The organism is Nocardia cyriacigeorgica (assembly GCF_010858045.1).
Classification (GTDB): domain Bacteria; phylum Actinomycetota; class Actinomycetes; order Mycobacteriales; family Mycobacteriaceae; genus Nocardia; species Nocardia cyriacigeorgica_E.
Genome location: NZ_JAAGVC010000027.1, coordinates 1 through 20,634, shown reverse-complemented (window position 1 = coordinate 20,634; position 20,634 = coordinate 1). Strand labels below are relative to the sequence as shown.

The window sequence follows — 20,634 nt, the reverse complement described above, 5'->3', positions numbered from 1 at the left end:
TGCGACCCTACCGTCTCCATGACTCAACTGACACGACGGCCACCTGGTGGTGCGAGCAACGCCACCTCCGAACCCGCCGGCGCACCGGGCGGGGCGGGCCGGTCGGCGGCATCCAGGTACCGGGTTTCGCCCCTCGGTTCGATCAGGTCCACCCGTACTCGGCGCATCGGAATACTCACATCCACCGCCGTCGCGCTGACCTGATCGATGGCCAGATCGGCGGCCCGTCTGCGCGGCGCACCCGGCTCGGAGATCGTCACGGTGGTCTGCGCGGCGGAGGCGTGCGCGGGTACCTGGTCGAAGACCGCGATCGTCGCCGAAGAGGCCGCGCCGGCACCGTTGTCGTGGGTGGCATCGGCCAGCCGCAGCGTCGACGGGTCACCGACGGCCGACACCAGCTGGCGCCAGCGCTGCGGTCTGCTGGTGTGGATCTCGACCTCCGCCCCGACCACCGTCGCGCGCAACAGGATCTGCTGCGCCACCGACAGTTGTGCCCGCACATCGATCGAGCGCCGGCGCGGGTTGTAGCGCGCCGGGTCGAACAACGGCAGCGCCAGCGTGTGTCGCGGCTGACCGCTGACCGCACCGAGGATCTGACCATTGGGGCCGATGGCGATCGGCAGCTCCCACAGCTGGGGCAGGGTCGCGGTGTCGCTGCCGGTTTCGTCGGGCGGCAGTGCGTCGACGGACAGTTCGGCAGGCAGCGTGGCCAGCAGCGCATCCGCCTGGCGACCCGAGACCAGGTTCAGGTAGTCGGGAAGGTCCTTGGCCTCGACCGCGGGCCCGATGAAACGCACCAGGGCGCGGGGCCCGCGCTCGGTGGTCAAGCTCACCACCAGCGTGGTGCGGCCACTGTTCCAGGACCAGCAATCGTCCAGCCCCGCGCCGTCGAGCCGATTCCAGTCGATGACGAAGCTGGTGACGCAACGCCCGGGTGCGGAGGATTCCAGCCGGTTCCACGTCTCCCGCAGATCCGGTAGTTCCACGCCCGCGTGCAGCAGCCGGGTGGCCTCACGCAGCGCGGCGGCGGGCAGGGCGTGGGCTTGGATGCCACGTTCACGCAACCGGCCCGCGATCCGGTGGGCCGCGGCGGCCAGTGCCTTGGGGGCCACGACCTCGCACGGTCCACGCCGGTTCAGCACCCGCAGATTGCGTTCCTGATCCAACCGCACCACCAGCCAGGTCAGCCGATCGCCGACCACCGGATGCGAACCGATCAGCTGGTCGTAGAGCATGCTGTAGCTGCCGGTCGGGCGCACCCGCTGGCCGGTGGTGACGATGTCGATGCCGACCTGGATGCCGTACTGGTCCAGCAACGGCACCAGAGCATCGACCGGCACCGTGTCCTCGGTGTAGATCGAGGTGTCGGCGATGACGGTGGGCAGGTCCAGATCGGGGGCCAGCTGGATCATCGCGACCAGGGTGTTACCCGACCTCCGGACACCGCAGGCCCCGCTCTTGGTCTCCACGTCCTGGATGTCCGGCGGCTCGGCCAGCAGCCGCGCCCGCGCGGAGCGACCGGACCGGTATTCCACCCAGTCGAGCAACCAGCGCACGGTGGTCCGGCCGTTGACCCGGACGGTGACCGTCACCAGCAACACCGTGACCACGGCCGCACCGGCCCACCACGGTGTGTGTGCCGACAGCGTCACCAGGAAGGGACTGCCGCCGACCGCCAGCACAGCGAACGGGACGCGTTCGGCACCGCCGACGCGCACACTCGGAAACCTCACCGCCGCCTCCGGATGGCATTGCCCGCGTAGGTCGCGCCCGCGCCGAGGATCGCGGCGGCGACGATGACGATCGTCGCGGTGACCGCCGGGCGTGCGTCGTCGGCTCGTGGTGGCGGCGGGATGTCCAAGGCCGCCGAGGCGAACAGTCCCTGCGGCGGTTGCGGTGGTGTGCGGTAGGCAAGGGCGGCGGCGGGGTCGATCACGCCCGCGCCGACCGCATTGTCGATCCCGCGCGCCGGCTTGTGGGCACTGGCCTGCAAGCGAGCCGCGATCTCGGCCGGAGTCTCGTTGGGAAAGCGGGAGCGCAGCAACGCCGCGACACCGCTGACGTACGCGGCGGCGAACGAGGCACCCGCCACCGGCACCAATTTGCCGGGAGCGCCGACGCCGTTGATGAGCCCGGTGCCGCCGGGCCCGAGCGACTCGATGCCGGTACCCGGTGCCGCCACCGACACCCACGGACCGTTCAGCGAGTCCGGCATCGGCGTGCCGTTGGCGGTGGTGAAGCCGACCGTCAGCACGGTCGGTGCGTACCAGCCGGGTGTCGAGATGGTCTCGACGTCGCGCCAGTTCCGTTCGTCGGTGGGCCGCCCCGGATCGATCTCCGGGTTCTGCCGGCAGCCGTCGGCGCCGGTGTTGCCGGCGCCGGCCACGATGAGCGAGCCCTTCACGTGGGTCGCGTAGCCGACGGCCGCGGCGACCATGTCGTGGTCGGCGGGCTCGTCGACGGGCACGCAGACCGGCAGCGACACCGTGATCACCCCGGCACCGAGGTTGGCCGCCCTGATGATGGCTCGGGCCAGCGCGCGCATATCGGTGGTCTTCTGGGCGGTCTGATCGCCTGCGGGCCGTTCGGCCCGGAACGCACCGGACCGGTAGCGAATCGAGATGATCCGCGCATCCGGCGCCACGCCGGCGAAAGCGTCCGCCGGATCGGCTGTGGCGCCGATGATTCCGGCGACCAGCGTGCCGTGGGCGTCACAGTCGGACAGGCCGTCGCCGCCCGCGGTGACATAGTCTCCGCCACCGACCAGGTTGGGCAGCCGCGGATTCGGTTGCACGCCCGTATCGATGACGGCGACGGTCACGCCCGCGCCCCGGCTCAACGATCGCGCCCGCTCGAGGTCCAGCGCCAGATCCGGCGGCGGCACCTGCGTCAGATCGCTGTCGGGCAGCACACCGGTGGCCAGGCACGCCTTGTCCTGCTTGGTCGGGAACTCCGGGCCGGGTGGATCGTCCGGTGGCGGTGGGCCGACGACCACCTGCGGCGGCGCCACCGCCGCGGCCGGCCCGGTGGCGATGGCCAGCATCAGCCCGGCGAGCGCCGCCACCGCGACGCGTCCGCCACCCATCAGAGCTCCCGCATAGCGGTGTAGATACCCATGATCCAGAACGCGATGATCGGCACGACCAGAATGTGGGCGTATTCGATGAGATCGATGACGCGACGCGTCGGCGGTGACAGCCGCTTGCCCGGCATCCGCACCGCCGCCACGCAGGCGAGGGTGGCCAGTACCGCGACGACCGCGACGACGACCAGTCGCGCCGGCGCCGTCTCGTAGGCGCCGACCAGAACCCAGCCGACCCCGGCGACCGTCACCGCGGCCGCACAGACCAGCGCGATCGCCTGCACCAGATCCGGATACCAGCGTGAGCGCAGCACCAGCACCACGGCTACCGCACCGGCGAGCACGATTTCGCGGATCCCGCCCGGACTGACCGCCGCGGTGATCACCGAGGAAACGGCCAGCAGGGTGGAGATCGCGACGATCAGGCCGCGCAGGCTCGTCACCGCGAGCCTGGCCCGGCTCTCGATGCCGGTGGAGGCATCGCGCCGGTCGGAGTCCTCGGCCGCCCGGTCCTGCTCACCGTCGCCGCCGGATTCGGCGTCGAAGATCCCGGTCAGGGTCGACGGCGCGACCTCGTTGCCCGGGTCGGGCAGGTCCGGTGGACGGATGCGCGCGATCACCACGGCGATGCGGGGCGCCAGCGTCAACAGGATCAGGCCGACGAACACCGCGCCACTGGACACCTGACGGACCGCCAGATCCGAATAGGTCAGCGGCAGTGCGGCCGCGGTGAGCGTCAGGCCGGTCACGGTCACCGCCATCAGGGTGGCGATCCCGAGCCCGGTCAGCCGGATCATGGTCGCCGCGGCCACCGCGACGACCACCGCGCCTGCCGCGAGATTGGCCGCGGCGAACGGCCCCGGCTCGCCGTACTCGGGCGGCACCAGCATGGCCGCACCCGCGAACAGCAGCGGAAGCGCGGCCAGGGACAGACCGAGACAGATGTGTGGCGCGGATTCGCGCGCACGCGACCGCACGGCCGCGCCCCAGCAGATCAGCCCGAGCAACAGCGCGGGCAGCGCACACCACCACAGCGACCCGGTCTCGGTCCATGACCACGACAGCAGCGCCGCGACGACGGTCGACCCCGCGCCCAGCGCCGCGAGTCCGACGATGCTGGACGCGCGGGGGTCGAACTCGGCGAACTCGCGCTCGTTGATCATCGCCAGTGCGTCGGTGATGTCCTCGACGACGGGTGTGAACACCTCCGCCGATTCCACCACCGACAGCATCAGCACCGTGCCGTCGACGACATCGTGATCGGCCAGCGTGCGCCAGCGCGGCATCGGCGGCTCCCCCGGCCGTCCGAGACTCCACTGGCCGGTGGGCGGGGTGAAGTCCACGCTCTCGTCGTCTATCGCATCGGCGAGGACGACGAGCAGATCGTCGATGAAGGTCTCGATGCTGAACTTCGTCGGGACCACGACATCGACCTGGTATGTCCCCACGAGCACCGCGATCCTGGCCCGCGCGACCTCGGCGGGCGGCTGCGCCGCAGTGGCCGGAGCCGAATTCGCCGGCGGCGCAACAACAGTGGTCATCGCCACCCTCCGTGATGGCCGGGATCACCGGCGAGATGAGTCGGGAAGTCGTCGGCGAGCGCGGCCGCGAGTTCTTCGAACGCGAGCTTGGTCTCCTTGGTGACCAGCCGCAGATCGATCTCGCCGCCCTCGGCCAGATGCGCGTCGTACGGGAGGGTGAACGTGGGCCGATGGGCGGTGGCGAAAAGATTCTCGATCGCTTCGACGTCCACGGTCGGCTTGAGCGGCTGATGATGCACGATGGCCACCATCGACTTCGCGATCAACCGGTCCAGTCCGTGGGTGCTCAGCCAGTTCAGCGTCGCCACCGCGCCGGTCACGCCACCCACGGTCGCCGGGGTCACGACCACGACCGCGTCGCTGGTCTGCAACACCGTCCGGGTGGCCGAATCCAGCACGCCGGTACCGCAGTCGACGAGCAGCAGGTTGTAGTGGCGGCGCAGGATCTCCACCCCGGTGCCGTATTCCTGGCCGGAGAGCGCCTCGTTCGCCTCGGTGGTCCACGGTGAGGCGAGAACAGCCAGATTCGACGCATTGACCGAGGTGTAGGACTGCACCGCCGAGAAGGCGCCGAGATTGGGATCGCGCGCCAGTTCGCGCAGCGTGAGCCCATAGGGGTGGCGCACCGTCCGGGTGGACAGATCGCCGAAGTCCGGATTGGCGTCGATCGCGACGACGCGATCGGGACGCAGCGAGGCGAACGTGGAGCCGAGAGTCGCGGTGGTGGTGGTCCGGCCGACGCCGCCCTTCACGCTGATCATCGCGATCTGGTAGGTGTTGTTGAGCTGTCGGCGGATTCGGCTGCGGCGATCTTCGGTGCGCTGTTCGGCCGGCGAGAGCCCGAGCCGGAAACCCACCTTGTTCAGCGCACCGCGCACACCGCTGTTGGAGCGCAGCTGGGCCTGGTTGGCCGCGGAGATGTTCGCCAGCAACTCGATGGAAGTGAGCGCGACCGGAAGTACTTCGACGCGCGACTGGTCCACAGTGGTGACCTCGACGCGGTCGGGCACCCAGTTGTTGGGCGGTGGCGCGGCAGCACCGGACGCCGGGTTCTGCAACTGATTCGGCTGCGCGGGCGGGTACCCGGACTGCGCGTGTTGCTGCTGTTGCTGCTGTTGTTGTTGCTGGTGCTGTGGTTGTTGCTGGTGTTGCTGTTGTTGGTGCTGGTCTTGCGCAGGCCGGGCCTGGCCGGCGGCGTTCTGCTCGGCACCCGGCGCCGCGACAGCTGCCGCGGGCGGCGGCGCATCGCTGTTCGGCAACGACAATGAACTGGGCGCACCTGGCGCCGAAACCTGCTGCGGTGCCGAGCTGTTGCCCTGGGCCGGCGCAGCGGTGGGTCCCCGCTGGTCGCCCGCGGGCCTCGATGCGTCCGCCGCTTCGGTAGTCGACGGATGCACACCGGCCCCGCCCACCCCGGTGACCGACCCCGGCGGCAGGTCCACCTGCTGGGCGAAGTAGGCGTCGTAGCCACCGCGAGCCCGCACGGGCTCCGCGGAATGACCGTTCGTGGTCGGTGCGCGATTCATCTGTTCGTCCTCTCCGAAACCGCTCTGGGGACGGTCAACTGATGCGGGTGGTGTCGAACCAGCTCCGGCCGGGCAACAATTCGACCAGCGCCGCCACAGCGGTCGCGATCGCGGAATCGTCACCCGGCAGGTATGTGGTCCACAGCTGCCCATCCATCGCGACGCTCGGCGTCACAACGATCCGGCCCGACACCGTGTCGAGCACTGCCGAACTCACCTTCGGTACCGCCTGGACGCCGTCGTGATGCTCGAACATCACAATCTCCGCGCGGCGGACCACCTCGTCCATCACCCTGCTGAGCACACCGGCGGTCTGCCGGTGCGCACCGAGCTCCAGCAGCGCCTGCCGTCGCTCGGTCTGTTCGGACGGTACCTCACCGAACTGTTCCTCGGTGGCGGACAGCGGCTCGAATTCCAGTGGCGGACAGGGACCCACCGCTGCGACGACCGCGGCGGCGAGCGTCTCAAGACTCCGGCCTTCGACGAACACCGGCTGGATGACGACATGGTCGTCGCAGCGCACCGCCAGCACATGCTGCTCGCCCTGACGTACCAGGGACATGCGCAGCATCGCCATGTCGTCGTCGCCCTGCCCGCGGTCGATGACCCGGACGACGAGTTCGGCGTCGGGACGGTCCAGGCAGTGCAACCACTGCCGGACCACGGGATGCACGCGACCGTCCTCGACGATGCCCGCGGTCTCGAGCTCGTCGAGGACGACCGCGCGTACCCGTGCGTGATCGTCTTCGTCGTAGATGTTCGGAAGCAGGGCCAGGACCGGCGGATAGTCGTCGATCCCGGTCAGATCCTGCAGCGCCAGCGCCGCGTCGACATTGAGGTCGACGACGGTCGGGTCCTGATCGGCGTCATCCGATCCGGCGATATACGAACCTGACGAAGAAATCACCACTGGTGGACAACCACTCCTTATCCGAGGATCCCGTCGAACAACCCGCGCAGGCCCTTGTCGGTGATGTGCATTTCACCGCCGCTGCCGCCCACGTTGCCGACCGCGCCCTTGAGGCCCTTCAGCGCCGTGTTGTATTCGTTGACGAGAGTGTCGAACCGGGCCTGGAACTGAGACTGCGATTCACCACCCTCACCACGGAAGTTCTCGGCGACCAGATTGCTCAAGGTGCGCTTCTCGGTGTCGTTCAGTTCCATCTGCGAAAGCAGATTGGTGGTCGCCTGAACGAGCTCGTCTACCCGGTAATAGTCATCGGTCAATTCGCCTGCGGCCATGATATTCCATCCCTTCTAATACGAATAGTGTTGTATGAGAAGATTTCTCAGAAGTTGAAGTTCGTGCTCTTGCCGACGGCAACGGAACCATCGAGGTCCTGGTTGCCGACGCGCGCGCCGGAGGTCTTCAGGGCGTCGACCGCTTCGTTCAGGAACTTCTGCAACTGCGTGCCCTTGTTGATCGCGTTCTCGAACTCGTCCTGAGTAGCCTTACCGGTCGCACCGGTCAGCGGAGCCTGGAACTGAACCTTCAGATCGCGCAGCACCGACATGTGCGCGCCCATCGTCTCCACATGAGTGAAGAACTTGTCGGCGAACCCTTGCAGCTCCCCCTGTGAGCCGTTATATCCCATTGCCATAATGACATTCCTTTCAGACAGTCCGTGTTTCACACTCGGGCGGATTCGCCGAGTAGTTCTTGGTCTCGTGTCTCGACGTCATCGGAGTATTCGATGACGCCGATGGCCGGGGGTCTCTCCAGTACTGGCACCTCCTGGGGTTCGCCGGGGGTGTACACCGCGGCCGTTTTCCGAAGTTCCTCGTTGTCGCGGCGACGGCGACGAGTGTTCGGGGCGATGGCCCCGCGCGGTGGGACGTTCCTGGCCGCGGGTGGGCCCGAGGGGGGAGCGACCGGCGCACCGAAGGTCGCGCCCGGCGCGCGCAGCGACCAGCTCGGCGGCATCCGGAATCCGGTGGCGGCCCCCGACATCGCGCCGATACCGCCACGGACCATGCCGAGAGCGACGGCAGAGCCGACACCACCTTGCAGGCCGGCCAGGGTCGTCGATCCCGGTGTGGTACCGAAGAAGCCCGGATCGCCTTCCATCGCGCCCTGACCGAACGTGTCCGGCCCGGGTGTGCCCATATCCGTCAGCGTTTCCGGCGCGCTGACCGGATCGCTCAACCCGGGGTCTCCCGGCATCGCGTCATTGGGCCCGGCGCCACCATCGGTAGGAAGTGTGTCGCCGCCGTTGGGCCCGCCGTTGCCGGCGTCGGAGGAGCCACCACCACCGGAATCGGAGGATCCGCCACCGCCGCCGTCGCCACCGCCGTTACCGCCGCCGTCGCCACCACCACCGGAGGACGAGGGACCGTCCTGGCCGCCGGAGTTGTTGTCGAATTGCGAGCCACCATTACCGAAATCGCCGCCCTGGTTACCCTGTCCCCAACCCGACGAGTTCGGGCCGGTGTCGGGCAACAGGCTCATCAGCGGCGGCACCATGCCTCCGCCTGCCGCCGAGGTGATGGCCGGCGGCGGGATGGGCGGCGGCAGCGAAGCCGCGTTCGCCTGCGACTCGGCCTCGTAGAACGCCATGGCCGCCGCCGCCAACGCCCGCATCACCATGTACTCGGCTTCGTTGGCCGCGAACGCGGCCGCGCTGGCCCCAGCCATCGTCGAGCCGACGGCCAGTGTCGCGGCCCTGGCACGGTTGGCGAGGATCGCCTCGGGGCGCGGCATGATGGCTCGCGCCTGCATGTAGGCCGCGGCTTGGGCATCACATCGAACCGCCACCTGAGCGGCGAGGTCGGATTGCTGCCGCAGCCAAGCCGAATGCCGGCGGTAGGCGGCCAGCGCGCCGTTGGAGGTATCTCCCTTCCAATGCGCGGCCAGCGCAGCGGTATGCGCTTCCGAACAGGTGGCCGCGATGCTCATCGTTTCGGCAATACCGCGGTAAGCCCGGGCCGTCTGTTCCATCGGGAAGGGGCCCGGCCCGGTATTGAGCGCGATAGACATCGCCAATGGCGACAACGCAGCGAAAATCGGCACTGTCGGCCTCCACTTTTCCGACCAGGCGCGTTATCAGCGCAGTGCGGCTACGGACCCGTACGCGGAAACCGTTCCGCCGCCGGCGATATCAGAATCCGTGTAGGCCGTCGCGACGGGCGCGAGCACTTCACCGCCGTCACGCCGCTTGAGGGACCCGTCGCCGACCTCTTTGAGCAGCGACCCGGCGTAGCTGTTGAACCGCGCCGAAACCATTTTGCTGACAGGGTCGATGGCGGCAGGCATAGCGATGGTCGCCGGCGCCGCGATCGAGAGCGCAGCCTCGAACGCGGCCTGATCCACCTCGTACGAGGCACCGGTCGACCGCATCGCCGAGGACGAGACTTGGAGAGGGAGTGTCATCGCATTACTCCAATCAACACCATGAACAGCTCGGAGCGAGCTGCCTGAGTAGAACGGTAAGTTATGTCCAACAGTGGGAAGGCTCACAGTTTCACAGCCGTGGAGGTATCCACGCCGACTGCACGAGCTCGCGCCGGGTCAGCATCGGCTCCACCAGAATTCCGCGTCCCGGCGGCTGCTTCGTGGCGCGCACATCACCGATGAGGGCACCGTCCTGCCGGGTGCCGTCCATGATCAGGCCGGATGAGTTCAGGTTGCGGATACCGCCGATGACGTTGTCGTACATGGCCGTATCGGCGCCGGCGATATTGCGGGCGACGACGACGTGCAGGCCGGTATCGCGGCCGTCGACCAGGATCTGCTTGAGCGGATCCAGCGGGTTCATCGCACCTCGCGGCACCACCATGTGGTAGTCGTCGACGAAGACGAAGACCTCGGGGCCGCTCCACCAGGAGCGCTCTGCCAGCTGTCGCGTGGTCACCGTGTCGGGCGGCCTGCGGCTGTCCATCTTCGCCAGCAGATCCGGCATGATGCCCACCACATCGCGCTCGTTCGTGACATGCGCGATCAGCATGTTCTCCGGAACGGCTCCGAGATGGCGGCGGCGGTAGTCCACCAGCAGGATCCGCGCCTCATCGGCAGTGAACCGGCGGGTGATCGATTCCAGCAGCGACGCGATGACCGACGATTTGCCGGAGCCCGAGGAGCCGAGCACGGTGAAGTGCGTCGACATGCCGAAGTCGATCGTCGCAGGCCCCAGATCGGATTCGCGCACACCGAACGGGACCACCAGCCGCTGCGCCAGATTCGTGGGCGCGGGGGTCGCGGGGATCTCGTCGAATTCCAGCAGGGCGGGCAGCAGCCGCACCGGCGGCGCCGCACGATCGGGGTACCGGCGGTGTACCTCGGCGATCGCCGCTTCCAGGCCGGTCGCCACCGATTCGGAGTCGGCGATCCCATCGATCCGGGGCAGCGCGACGAACATGTGCAATGCCTCGGCCGACACACAGCGGCCGGGGCGATCGGTGGGGATCGCGGCGATCACATTGCGGTGGGTATTGAAGGTGGTATCGGTGAGGTCGCCGAGCCGCATCTCGATCCGGGTCTGGATCATGTCCTTGACCGCGGGCCGCACCGCCATCCAGCGCGAACTCGTCAGCACCAGGTGGATGCCGAAGTTCAAGCCCTGCAGCGCGATCTGCTCCATGGTCGCGGAGTACTCGTCGAAGTAGGGTCCGTTGGTGGACAATCCGATGTCCCAGCCGTCCACGACCAGGAAGACATCACCGTACGGGTCGCGATCGGCCCAGGGTGGGCGCCCACCGGACTCGTTGCGCATCGCACGGAACTTCCGGATGGTGTCGATGCCGAACTCCGCGAACAGGTTCTGCCTGGTTTCGAGCAGATTCGTGATCAGCGCGATGGTGCGCCGGATGCGGTCCTGATCGCGCGGCCCGGCCACCGAGCCGACGTGCGGCAACGATCGGATCGCCGACAACGAGCCGCCGGAGAAGTCCACGCAGTAGAACTGCACCTGTTCCGGGGTGTGGGTGAGCGCGGCCGACAGCATGAACGTCTGCAGTGCCGTCGACTTACCGGACTGCGGGCCACCCACGATCGCCATATGCCCGCCGGCCGCCGAGAGATCGGCCGTCCAGCTGTCCTGGCGCTGCTGGCGCGGCTTATCGATCAAGGCGACCGGAATGCTCAGCGAACCCGGCTCGGTCCCGCCCAGCAGGCGGTCCAGCGTGGGCGGGGTGTTCAGCGGCGGCAGCCACATCTTGTGCGCCGGCCTGCCGTGTCCTGCCAATTGCTGCAGCACCGTCTCCATCACGGTGATCTGCTCGCCCTCGACCGCCTCGGGCTGCTGGGACCGGGTGGGCGCCTGCTCGACCACGGTCGGCCGGATATCGGCGACCGGGCCGGTGGTGAATCGTTGCGGCGGACGGTATCCGCCCCCGGCGCGCCGGGCCCGGTTCGACGCGTTCGGCGCCGAGACGGTCGCGCGCGGCGTGTACGCCTCGCCGACGTAGGTGGCTTGGAACCGTTGCAGATCACCGGAACCGACCCGCAGATAGCCCGAGCCCGGCTTCTTCGGCAGGTGGTAGGCATCCGCGGTGCCGATGGCGTCACGGGAGTCGCTGGTCTGGTTGGTGCGCAGGGCCACTCGATAGGACAGGTGCGCCTCCAGCTCACCCATCCGGTTCGCCGGCACCTTCTGCGAGGACAGCAGCAGGTGGATGCGCAGCGACCGCCCGAGCCGGCCGATCGCGACGAACAGTTTCGAGAAGTCCGGGTAGTGCTCGAGCAGTTCGGCGAACTCGTCCAGGATGATGAACAGCGTCGGCAGCGGGGCCAGGTCCGCGCCCTGTTCCCTGGCCCGCTCGTAGTCGGCGACGTTGGCAAAATTGCCCGCGTCGCGCAGAATGCGCTGGCGGCGCACCATTTCGCCGTTGATCACGTCCTCCATACGGGTGACCAGGTCGGACTCTTCCTCCATGTTGGTCACCACGGCGGTCACGTGTGAGAGCCGGTCGAAGCCGAGGAAGGTGGCACCACCCTTGAAGTCGACCAGCAGCAGGTTCAGCTGGTCCGGAGAGTGGGTGGCGACGGCGGAGAGCACGAGGGTCCGCAGGAATTCCGATTTACCCGAACCGGTGGCACCGATACACATGCCGTGCGGGCCCATGCCCTCTTCGGCCGATTCCTTGATATCGAGGTGCACGATCGCGCCCGCCGGATCGTGCCCGAACGGAATGTTCAGCCGGGCCCGGTCGCTGTCACGGCGCACCGGCCACTGCTGGTCGATGCGGATATCGCCGGGATCGGTGAGACCGACCATCTCCTCCCAGGAGGTGCCGGTGCTGGCCTGTTCGGCGGCCACCGCCTCCACCACCGTGGACAGCCGGTACGGGGCCACGCGCCGGGCCAGCGCCATCATCGCGGGCAGCGACAGGGAATCCGCGACACCGACTCGGCGCAGGCCGCGCGCGGTCACCTCGCTGAGCGAACGATCGTCGCCGACAGTGAATTTCAGCGCTCGCGGCAGCGACTGCTCGGCGGGACCGAGGCGCAACCAGGTGCAGCCGTCGATGCCGGAGATATCGCGCTCGTTGGCCTGGCCGCCGACATCGACGATCAGCAGGTGATGCTTGCGGTCGAGCGCGGGCTCGCTGTTGGCGGAGAACGGGCCTCGATTGAGCTCGGCCAGCACCTTGGCGCGCAATTCGCCGACGCTGCGATACACCATCCTGGCGGGGCCGACCGCGTCGGTGGCGGTGGGATGCTGGGTATGCGGCAGCCATTTCAGCCACGCCCACTCGGGTGCGTCCGGATCCGTCAGCGCCGCCGCGACGGCCACCTGGTCCGGTCCGTGCAGGACGACGGCCTCGGCGATCATCGCGCGGATCAATCCGGCCACCGCGGCCGGATCACCGTCGAATCCGACCTGCGGCGCGGACAGCAGATTGATTGCGACCGGCATACCACCGACGGTGGAGTACGCCTTGGCGAACCTGGTGAGTTCGACGACGCCGACCGGATCGAGATCGGAGGTCGGCGCCGCTTCGGGCACGATCACCCGCACCTGGTTGGCGATGCGCCCCCGCCCGATCCGCACCCGCAGGAACTGCGGGCTGGCCACCTGCACTTCCCACATGCGCTTGCCGCCGACCAACCGGGCGATCTCGGCAGGCCCGGGGTGGGTGTAGCGCAGGAAGGTGTGCAGATCCTTTTCGGCCTCGTGCACGGTCTTGCGGTTGTCGGTGATGCTGCGCAGGTAGTCCTTGCGTTCCTCGTTGAGGCTCGCGGCCGATGTCCCGCCACCGCCGGAGAACTGCCCGCCGACCATGCCGAACATCGACACCATCATCATCAGCGGGAAGAACAGCATCATCGGCGATGTCGGCATCCCGCTGCGGAACATCATCACCATCATGCCGACCATGGCCGCGACCATGACGACGGGCAGGATCATCTTGAGCTTGGACGGCGGGACCGGCTTGGGCAGTTCGGTCGGCGGCTGCAACCGGAGTTCGGTCACCGCGGGAGCTTTGGGCCCACGGATCATCCGGGCCGGCCGGACGAATCGGCGGGTGGCGGTCACGACGGTCCGCCGAAGCCCAGTCCGGCTTTGTCGACCGGGATGCCGTCGTGCACGACCTTGGCATCGGCCTGGGACAGGGTAGGCCCGACAGCGAACAACGACACGATGCTCCAGGGTGCGGGTACGGGCGCGCGCAGCGCCAGGGCGGACAGGGTCTGGCGGGCATCGGATTCGTTGGCCGCGTCGACGTCGATGCCGTAGCGCACGCCGCTGTCGGAGATCCAGTACAGGCCCTCCCGCAGCGGTGAGGCCGGATCCGAACCGCTGACCTGCACGAATCGCCCGGTCGTCCGGGGCATGTACGCGGCGTCGGCGGTCTTGCCCTGCGAGTTCGGCGCGGTCACCAGTGGCACCGTGCGCGACTGTTCCTCGGCGGGCAGCGGCAACCGATCCCCCGCCACCAGTTGTGTGGTGGCGGCGGCGTCACCCGCGGCACGCGACCAGTGGTAGCAGGTGACGCCGAACCGCTCCGGCTCGACGATGTCGACCTGGGTCGCGGGATAGGTCGCCGTCCCCGGCCAGGCGCCGGGGCGCAGATTCGCCGCGATCACATCGGGTCCGACGGTCCGCACCGAAATGGCGCCTTGGGAGTCGGCATTGCGGATCATGTCCGCCAGCACCGCGTTCACCTGAACGACGCCGGACTGCGACACCACATACGTCGCGCCCTCGGTGTCGCGTCCCGACACCGTCAGCACCGAGCCCACCGGAACGGTCAGTCCGGTGGACAGGGTCGTCATCTCCCCCGCACCGGGAACGGCGGGCACCCGGATGGGTGGTGCCTCGGGGATCGCGTTGATCAAACCTTTGGAGGCGGCGACCACCGTCGCCGTCGGGTCGATGCCGAGTGCCAGCACCACAGCCGAGTCGGCGAGATCGATCGCCGCGCGCACGAAGCCCTGCTCCTGATCGGCGTAGACCAGCCAGGTGGTGGAGTCGTCACGCAGCAGGCGCGCCTCGGCGCCGGCCAGCGCGCGGGTGGTCTCGCCGTCGATGTTCAGCGGCCCGCCGATGGCGGTGGTTCGTGGTGCGGTGAGGGTAGCCGTAGGAAGGCCGGTGCGAGAATCGACCGGCGCTGCGGCTCCGGAGCGAGTGGTATCGCAGACCGCCCAGGATGAGTCCTTCGATCCGGAATCGACGATATTGCCCGGTGCTCCGGGAATACCGACCCACGGTCCGCGTGGATACTTCGAGAGTTCACCATTGGAGACACGGACCGGATTGTCGGCCGAACCGACCACGAGCCGCGCCGAGGTCAGGTTCAACGCCGGATGCAGCCGATCGCCGATGCGAACGTACAGCGCACCGGTGTCCTTGTCGGCGACGATCTTCGAATCACCGACGTTTTTGGCCGGTTTGAAAAAGGCCATCACCGCAGCGCCGGCGACACAGACACACGCGAGGGCGACACCGATCATCAGCGCGGTCGACCGGCCGCGCTGCGGATCATCGATCATGGAGGCATCGCGACGCACCAGGGCGTGCTCGATCCGGTGCAGGAGAAAACGCCAGCCCGATATCTGGTGTTTGGTCACCACCCGGAAACGTGCCATCACATCACCTGGTGGGTGCCAGACCCGCTAGCGCGGAGGTGATGTCGAACGCGTCGACGGTCATCAGCTCTTCGTCGGTCATCGTCGACACATCGAGGTTGTCGCGCGTGAAGCGGTAATCCCGTTCGGCCTCGGCCGCTTCCACCACATTGCGGATGAAGCGGCCGTTGCCCGCCAGGTCGATCAGCCGCCTGCCGTCGCGGTTCTGCACCGCCAGCTGCTCGCAGCGCTCGCGCAGCACCTCCATCGCCTGTTCGGACAGGATCGAATCCTTCTTCTTGGCAATGTGCTCGGCGATCTGCACCAGTTCGTCGGCGTCGTAGCTGGAGAACCGGATCCGCTTGGTGAAGCGGGAGGCAAGGCCGTCGTTGGAGGCCAGGAAGCGATCGATCTCGTCTTCGTAGCCCGCGATGATCACGACCAGCTTGTCCCGGTCGTTCTCCATCCGGGCCAGCAGCGTGTCGACGGCTTCCTTACCGAAGGCGTCACCGCCGGACAGCCCTTCCTGGATCAGGGTGTAGGCCTCATCGATGAACAGCACTCCGCCCAGCGCGGAGTCGATCAGCGCATTGGTCTTCGGCGCGGTGTGACCGAGGTGGGTGCCGACCATGTCGTTACGCGAGACCTCGATGACCTCGGCGTTCTGCACAACCCCGAGCCCGGCGAAGATCTTCGCGATCACCCTGGCGATGGTGGTCTTACCGGTTCCCGGCGGCCCGGAGAAGATCAGATGCTGCGACTTCGATTCGACGGCGAGCCCACGCTTGGCGCGCACCTGATCCATCAGCACACCGGATTTCAGCCGGTCCACCTGCTCCTTCACCGAGGCCATGCCGATCTGGGCATTGAGCAGCTCAGACGCCTCGGTCAGCAGGGTTTCGCGTTCGGCCTTGGCGGCGCTGGCGGCGACCTGCACCGGATCGTCGCCGGACCGCGGATCCCAGATGTCGGCGCGGGAAGCGATCAGCTCCGGTGTGGTGATCGCGAACCGGTAGCTCTTGTCCCGGACGGCGCGCTGCCATTCCTCGCGCTCACCCCACAGGCCCGACCCTTGCAGGCCCGCGAGCACCTTGTCCGCTGCTTCGGTATCGCCGTTGTGCCGCAACAGCATGCCGAGCAGGAAGTGCGCGTCGGCCCAGATGTAGGACAGGTTGCCCGACGAACTGTCCTCGACGATCCGCTGCGCGCGCGGCATCGCCTCACCGAACCGGCCCAGATGCGCCAGCGCCGAGGTGGCCATCAATTCGGCCGCGATATCCAGCAGGCCGTCGTCGAGCGAGGGCTGCGCGGTGCGCGCGGCGAGCACATCGGTCCACCGTTCGGTGCGGTAATACAGCGACATCCGAACGAAACCGGCCACGTCGTCGCCGGGGACCTCATCCAGAATCGCCGCGGCTTCGGCCCACTCGCCACCGTCGGCGTAGAAGCACGCCTGTGCGATGGCGATCTGGGCCCGGTCGGCCATTGCCACCCGCAGCCCGTACATGCCGACCTCGACCTGACACCACAGCGCGCGATCGGCGAGGCCGGCGCGCTGCTGATCGCGGTACAGGTTGTGCACGGAGCGGTAGGCCCCGTAGATGACTTCGGAGGTCACTTCACCGGCCATGGCGCGGCCCAGCCAGGCATCGCACATGTCCGGATCGAGGTCGGTCGCCGTCCTGAAGGCGGCGGCCGCGTGTTGCTCGTTGCGCACCCCTCCGGCGACAAGCCCCAAACTCTGTACACCCGTGTAGAACGCGTCCTCGGCCGCTGACACTCGGACTTCCCTTCCGCCGATCTCCGCCTGAGTGCAGGTTAGCCACGGGGGCGATCAGTTGAATCGACCACAGTCCCCAAAATTGGGAAGAGGCGGGGTGATTCGTTCTACAGCACCCGGATGACGACCGAGTCGCTGTCCATCCGCGACCACGTCACCGTCTGCCCGAAGGTCGGCGCCTCGATCACCATGCCGTTGCCCGCGGCGAGCTGTACATGCTCGGGAACACCAGGGGCACTGAACGATCTGCCGGGGAAAACCAGATCACCCGGCTGCACGTCGGATGGATGCACCCGGACGCCGCTGTGGATCTGATCGTAGGTGGTGCGCGGCAGGATCACTTCACCGTTGGTGGCCTGCGCGATCGCGTACTGCGTGAGCCCGGAACAGTCGAAGCCGCCTCCGGTGGGGCCACCGGGGCCGCCCCCGCCCCAGATATACGGCGCACCGAGCCAGGCGCTGGCCGCGCTCACGGCGAGTCCGCCGCGGGTGCCGTCCGAGGGAACCCGGCGCCGGTCGGCACTGCTGCGTCGGATACCGCCGGAGGCTCGCCCTCTCGATGGCCGACGGCGTCTGCGCCGCTGGATCGGCGGTTGACCGCGGACACGCGATTTCGGCACCTCGGGTGGGACGATCTGCGCGGCCTGGCGCCTGGCCGCGTCGAGATCACCGTTGACCTGCTTGGTGGCGTTGGTGACCGCCTTCTGCGCGGAATCGAGCAGGGCCGGACCGCTGAACCGCAGGTCGCCAAGGGTGCTCAGCGCCTTGACCCGGGAATGGAATTCGGCGATCTCGCGGTCGAGGGCGCGCCGGCCGAGCACGGTGCCGTCACCGGAGCCGGCGACCGCCTTGTCGACCACTCCCGCCCTGCCCGCATGTGCCTCGACGGCGGATTCATGCCTGGTGCGTGCTTCGGAATAGCCGGCCTGCATATGACCGCCGCGCAATGCGCTCGCCGCCAGATCGGCCTTGGCGAGGGCCGTGTTCGTGCCCGCCGTCGGTTGCCCTTCGCCGTAGAGGCCGGCCAGCGAACGCAGCACGCCCTCGGCGTCCGTCGTCAGCCCCGGCGCCATCCGACCGACCTACCGTCGCGCATCACCGACCGCCTTTCCGATTCCACGTCATTGTCCCGGCAGCCGAATCGAGCATCTTCCCAGCAATGGGACGTTGCGCTCGGGCACAGCACTTCCCAGCGCGGGGAAGGCAAGACAATGAGGGGCGATAACAGCGGGAGGCGGTGTCGACAGAATGGTGGCAGGTGTGGCGGACACCGAAGTTCAACAGGCACAGAGCACAAAGCCCGCAGAGGTCGCGGCGGTAGCCGCTGCTCCACGCGCGCAGAGCGCCACTCCCGCCGAACCCGAGGTCGGCCGAGTTGTCGCGCAGCCCGTCGAAGAAGCGCGACGAGCCGGCTCCGCCGACCCGTCGGGCGCCAAGGACGCGACGACGACACCGCCGGCGCGCCCGGCCCTGCCTGCCGACGGAGCAAAGGGGTCGGGCGATCCCGATTCGGTGCGGCCGATCTCCGCCAAGGACCCGGTCCGCACCCCGCCGCCCGCCAACGGCGACTGGATGAACCTCGATCCACCGCCCGGCGCCTCACCGCAGACGAAGCTGTTGATCGCGCAGGCCGAGAAGGCGATTCGGTTCGCCGTCGACCTGTTGGGCCGCGAACACACCGTCACACCGCCGCCACAGGTGAGCGAGCTGCTCAAGACTGTCGCCGCCGACAATGTCGGAAACGGCCAGATGGTCGAGGCGTACAACAAGGCTCTCGGCCAATCCCGCCAGACCAAGACGGCGCTGCTGTCCATGGACGACAAGGTCGCGAAGACCTCGACGGTGATGGCCGACGAGAAGTCCAAGAATCTGGCGGCCATCAAGACGATCGTCACCGAACTCAAGGCCGCGCTGAAACCGTATTCCGCAGCCAAGCTCACCGCCGCACAGGACTACGCGGTGATGAAGATCGTCGCGCGTGCCCTGCGCAAGATCTGCGAGAAGATCGTGGCCGCTGCTGATTACAACTGGGACATCGCACACGGTGGTGGTGGTAACGGTAGCGGCGGTGGCGCCGGCGGCGGCGGTGGCATCCCGGGCGGCGGTGCGCAGCAGCCGGGCGGCGGCCAAGCCGGTGGTGGTGATGGCGGTCTGGGTGGCCTGCTCAGCATGCTGCCCATGCTCGGCATGATCCCCATGTCCCTGATCCCCATGCTGCCGATGCTGCACGAGGCGTTCGCCCCTGAGGAACCCAAGAACGCCGAAGAGAAGAAGGGCGAGGGCGCTCCGCCGCCACCGCCGCCGGGTGACGGCAAGCCGCCCGAGGGTCAGGCGCCGCCACCGGGCGATTCCGGCAAGCCCGCGGAAGGCGCTGCGGCGCCGGGCGATCAGAAGCCGAATGATCCGAACAAGCCGGCGGGTGAGCCGGCGAAGGGCGAGGAACCGAAGGCTGCCCCGGCCTGAGTTCGGCAGGGCACGCCACGTCCGTATGCCGTCATCGGCGGATACTCCGTGGGGGCGATGCGGCCACGTGACCAGGTAACACGAGGGGCGGCCTGGACCAACCTGCGTCATGCTACCGTGATACGCCCCAGGCGACCTGGTAGCACGGTTGCCTCTGGTGCGACAGGGTGCCGGGCAGTCGGGAACGATCGGTCGGCGCGATCCCATCTCGTCGCCGGCCGGGGTGTCTCGTGGCCGGCCGCGAATGGCGAAGCGCCCGGTCCGAGCAGGCGAGGCGCAACGTCCGCCGCGCCGATGAATCAGGTATAGACCTGCGGCCGAACCGGTTTCGGCTGCGGCGGCGCACCGCCGCCCGGCGCGACATCCACGGTCGGTTGCGCGCCCGCGGTGAGATCGCCCGCGGCCTTGTCGATTCCGCTGGGGTGGAAGAAGCCCTGGAACCGTCCGAACGGCCCGTGACCGTCGTCCGGTGGATTGTGCGGATCCATCTGCACGAGCTGGCCATTGAGCAGGACGTTCAAACCGGAATCGTTCATCACGACCAGCGCGGTCCGGTTCTCCCACTGGATCACATCACCGGTGCGCAGACGTTTGTCGGGGTCGGTGGTGTTCGGGTCGACGGCAACCCACGGGTTGCTCGGGGTCTGCTGCCCGGTGGTGCCGGCATACGCGGCGTGCGCGTCGCTGCCGTTGGTGTTGTAGATTTCCTTGTTCAGAGCCTGCGCGACGGCTGGCGGCACCTTCTGTGGGGGGCCTTCAGGCAACGGGGCATCGACCATGCTCCCTGGCATGACTACCGGTGGCGGCGCACCGGGACCATACGATGCGGCCGCAACCGGCGGCGCACCCTCGCCGGAGGCCGGCGCGCCACCGGCCTGCGCCGACGCCTGTGCGGTGGCGGCTTCCTCGTCGGCTTTACGCTCCTCTCGCTCGAGCTGACGCTCCTCCCGTTCGAGCCTGCGCTCCTCCTCGACCCGTTCGCGCTCCTGCTGCTCGGCCTTCTGCGCCATCATCATCTGCGCGGCCTGGCCGACGACCTGCGGCAACATCGACATCATCATCATCAACGGCATCGCGAGATTCATGCCGCCGCCACCCTGCTGCTGCGGCTGCTGCGGCTGCCCCGCGCCACCGGAACCGGACCCGGGCGGGAAGCAGAAAGACGGTTCTTCCGGCAATACGGGTGACGGCGGCGGCAAGCGTAATGGCGGTGGGCAGCAGACGCCGCAGGGTCC

General features: G+C 68.3%; 15 protein-coding genes. 1 reads left to right on the top strand and 14 read right to left on the bottom strand.

Going from position 1 to position 20,634, the window contains the following annotated elements; genetic code table 11:
- Positions 1-23: 23 nt before the first annotated feature.
- The 13 genes from eccE to GV790_RS20430 all read right to left on the bottom strand — a co-directional run bounded on the left by eccE (position 24) and on the right by GV790_RS20430 (position 18,009).
- Complete coding sequence (eccE, locus tag GV790_RS20490) at positions 24-1,733, bottom strand: type VII secretion protein EccE (protein ID WP_280213408.1); 1,710 nt, start codon at positions 1,731-1,733, stop codon at positions 24-26.
- Positions 1,730-3,085, bottom strand: a complete 1,356-nt coding sequence (mycP, locus tag GV790_RS20485) for a type VII secretion-associated serine protease mycosin (protein WP_163814973.1) — start codon at positions 3,083-3,085, stop codon at positions 1,730-1,732. Before mycP ends, eccE begins: the two co-directional genes overlap by 4 nt.
- Complete coding sequence (eccD, locus tag GV790_RS20480; RefSeq protein ID WP_163814971.1) at positions 3,085-4,623, bottom strand: type VII secretion integral membrane protein EccD; 1,539 nt, start codon at positions 4,621-4,623, stop codon at positions 3,085-3,087. Before eccD ends, mycP begins: the two co-directional genes overlap by 1 nt.
- A complete protein-coding gene (locus GV790_RS20475) occupies positions 4,620-6,149 on the bottom strand; it encodes a MinD/ParA family ATP-binding protein (RefSeq protein ID WP_256673420.1) in 1,530 nt (509 codons plus the stop codon). The genes eccD and GV790_RS20475 overlap by 4 nt, the downstream gene beginning before the upstream one ends.
- A gap of 34 nt (positions 6,150-6,183) precedes the next feature.
- On the bottom strand, positions 6,184-7,056 hold the full coding sequence (locus GV790_RS20470) for an ESX secretion-associated protein EspG (protein ID WP_309139017.1): 873 nt from the start codon (positions 7,054-7,056) through the stop codon (positions 6,184-6,186).
- A gap of 20 nt (positions 7,057-7,076) precedes the next feature.
- Positions 7,077-7,391, bottom strand: a complete 315-nt coding sequence (locus GV790_RS20465; RefSeq protein WP_163814967.1) for a hypothetical protein — start codon at positions 7,389-7,391, stop codon at positions 7,077-7,079.
- 47 nt (positions 7,392-7,438) lie between these two features.
- Positions 7,439-7,750 (bottom strand): hypothetical protein, encoded by a 312-nt coding sequence (locus GV790_RS20460; RefSeq protein ID WP_163814965.1) that lies wholly within the window; start codon positions 7,748-7,750, stop codon positions 7,439-7,441.
- A 29-nt stretch (positions 7,751-7,779) separates the two neighbouring features.
- The gene (locus tag GV790_RS20455) at positions 7,780-9,159 is read right to left on the bottom strand and encodes a PPE domain-containing protein (RefSeq protein ID WP_163814963.1); all 1,380 of its coding nucleotides are present in this window, start codon (positions 9,157-9,159) and stop codon (positions 7,780-7,782) included.
- A 33-nt stretch (positions 9,160-9,192) separates the two neighbouring features.
- Positions 9,193-9,519 (bottom strand): PE domain-containing protein, encoded by a 327-nt coding sequence (locus tag GV790_RS20450; RefSeq protein WP_256673419.1) that lies wholly within the window; start codon positions 9,517-9,519, stop codon positions 9,193-9,195.
- Between the two features lie 91 nt (positions 9,520-9,610).
- Entirely contained in the window at positions 9,611-13,561 is a 3,951-nt protein-coding gene (gene eccCa / locus GV790_RS20445; protein ID WP_280213410.1) for a type VII secretion protein EccCa, read from the bottom strand.
- Between the two features lie 59 nt (positions 13,562-13,620).
- On the bottom strand, positions 13,621-15,177 hold the full coding sequence (gene eccB / locus GV790_RS20440) for a type VII secretion protein EccB (RefSeq protein ID WP_163814957.1): 1,557 nt from the start codon (positions 15,175-15,177) through the stop codon (positions 13,621-13,623).
- Positions 15,178-15,181: 4 nt separating this feature from the next.
- Complete coding sequence (eccA, locus tag GV790_RS20435) at positions 15,182-16,936, bottom strand: type VII secretion AAA-ATPase EccA (protein WP_163814955.1); 1,755 nt, start codon at positions 16,934-16,936, stop codon at positions 15,182-15,184.
- Positions 16,937-17,043: 107 nt separating this feature from the next.
- Positions 17,044-18,009 carry a C40 family peptidase gene (locus tag GV790_RS20430; RefSeq protein WP_163814953.1) on the bottom strand — a complete coding sequence of 322 codons (966 nt, stop codon included), beginning with the start codon at positions 18,007-18,009 and terminating at the stop codon, positions 17,044-17,046.
- Between the two features lie 187 nt (positions 18,010-18,196).
- On the opposite strand from GV790_RS20430, the gene GV790_RS20425 reads away from it, so the two are divergent.
- Positions 18,197-19,399 (top strand): hypothetical protein, encoded by a 1,203-nt coding sequence (locus GV790_RS20425; protein WP_163814951.1) that lies wholly within the window; start codon positions 18,197-18,199, stop codon positions 19,397-19,399.
- 299 nt (positions 19,400-19,698) lie between these two features.
- Here GV790_RS20425 and GV790_RS20420 read toward each other — a convergent pair whose 3' ends face one another.
- On the bottom strand, positions 19,699-20,484 hold the full coding sequence (locus GV790_RS20420) for a hypothetical protein (RefSeq protein ID WP_163814949.1): 786 nt from the start codon (positions 20,482-20,484) through the stop codon (positions 19,699-19,701).
- Positions 20,485-20,634 lie beyond the last annotated feature (150 nt).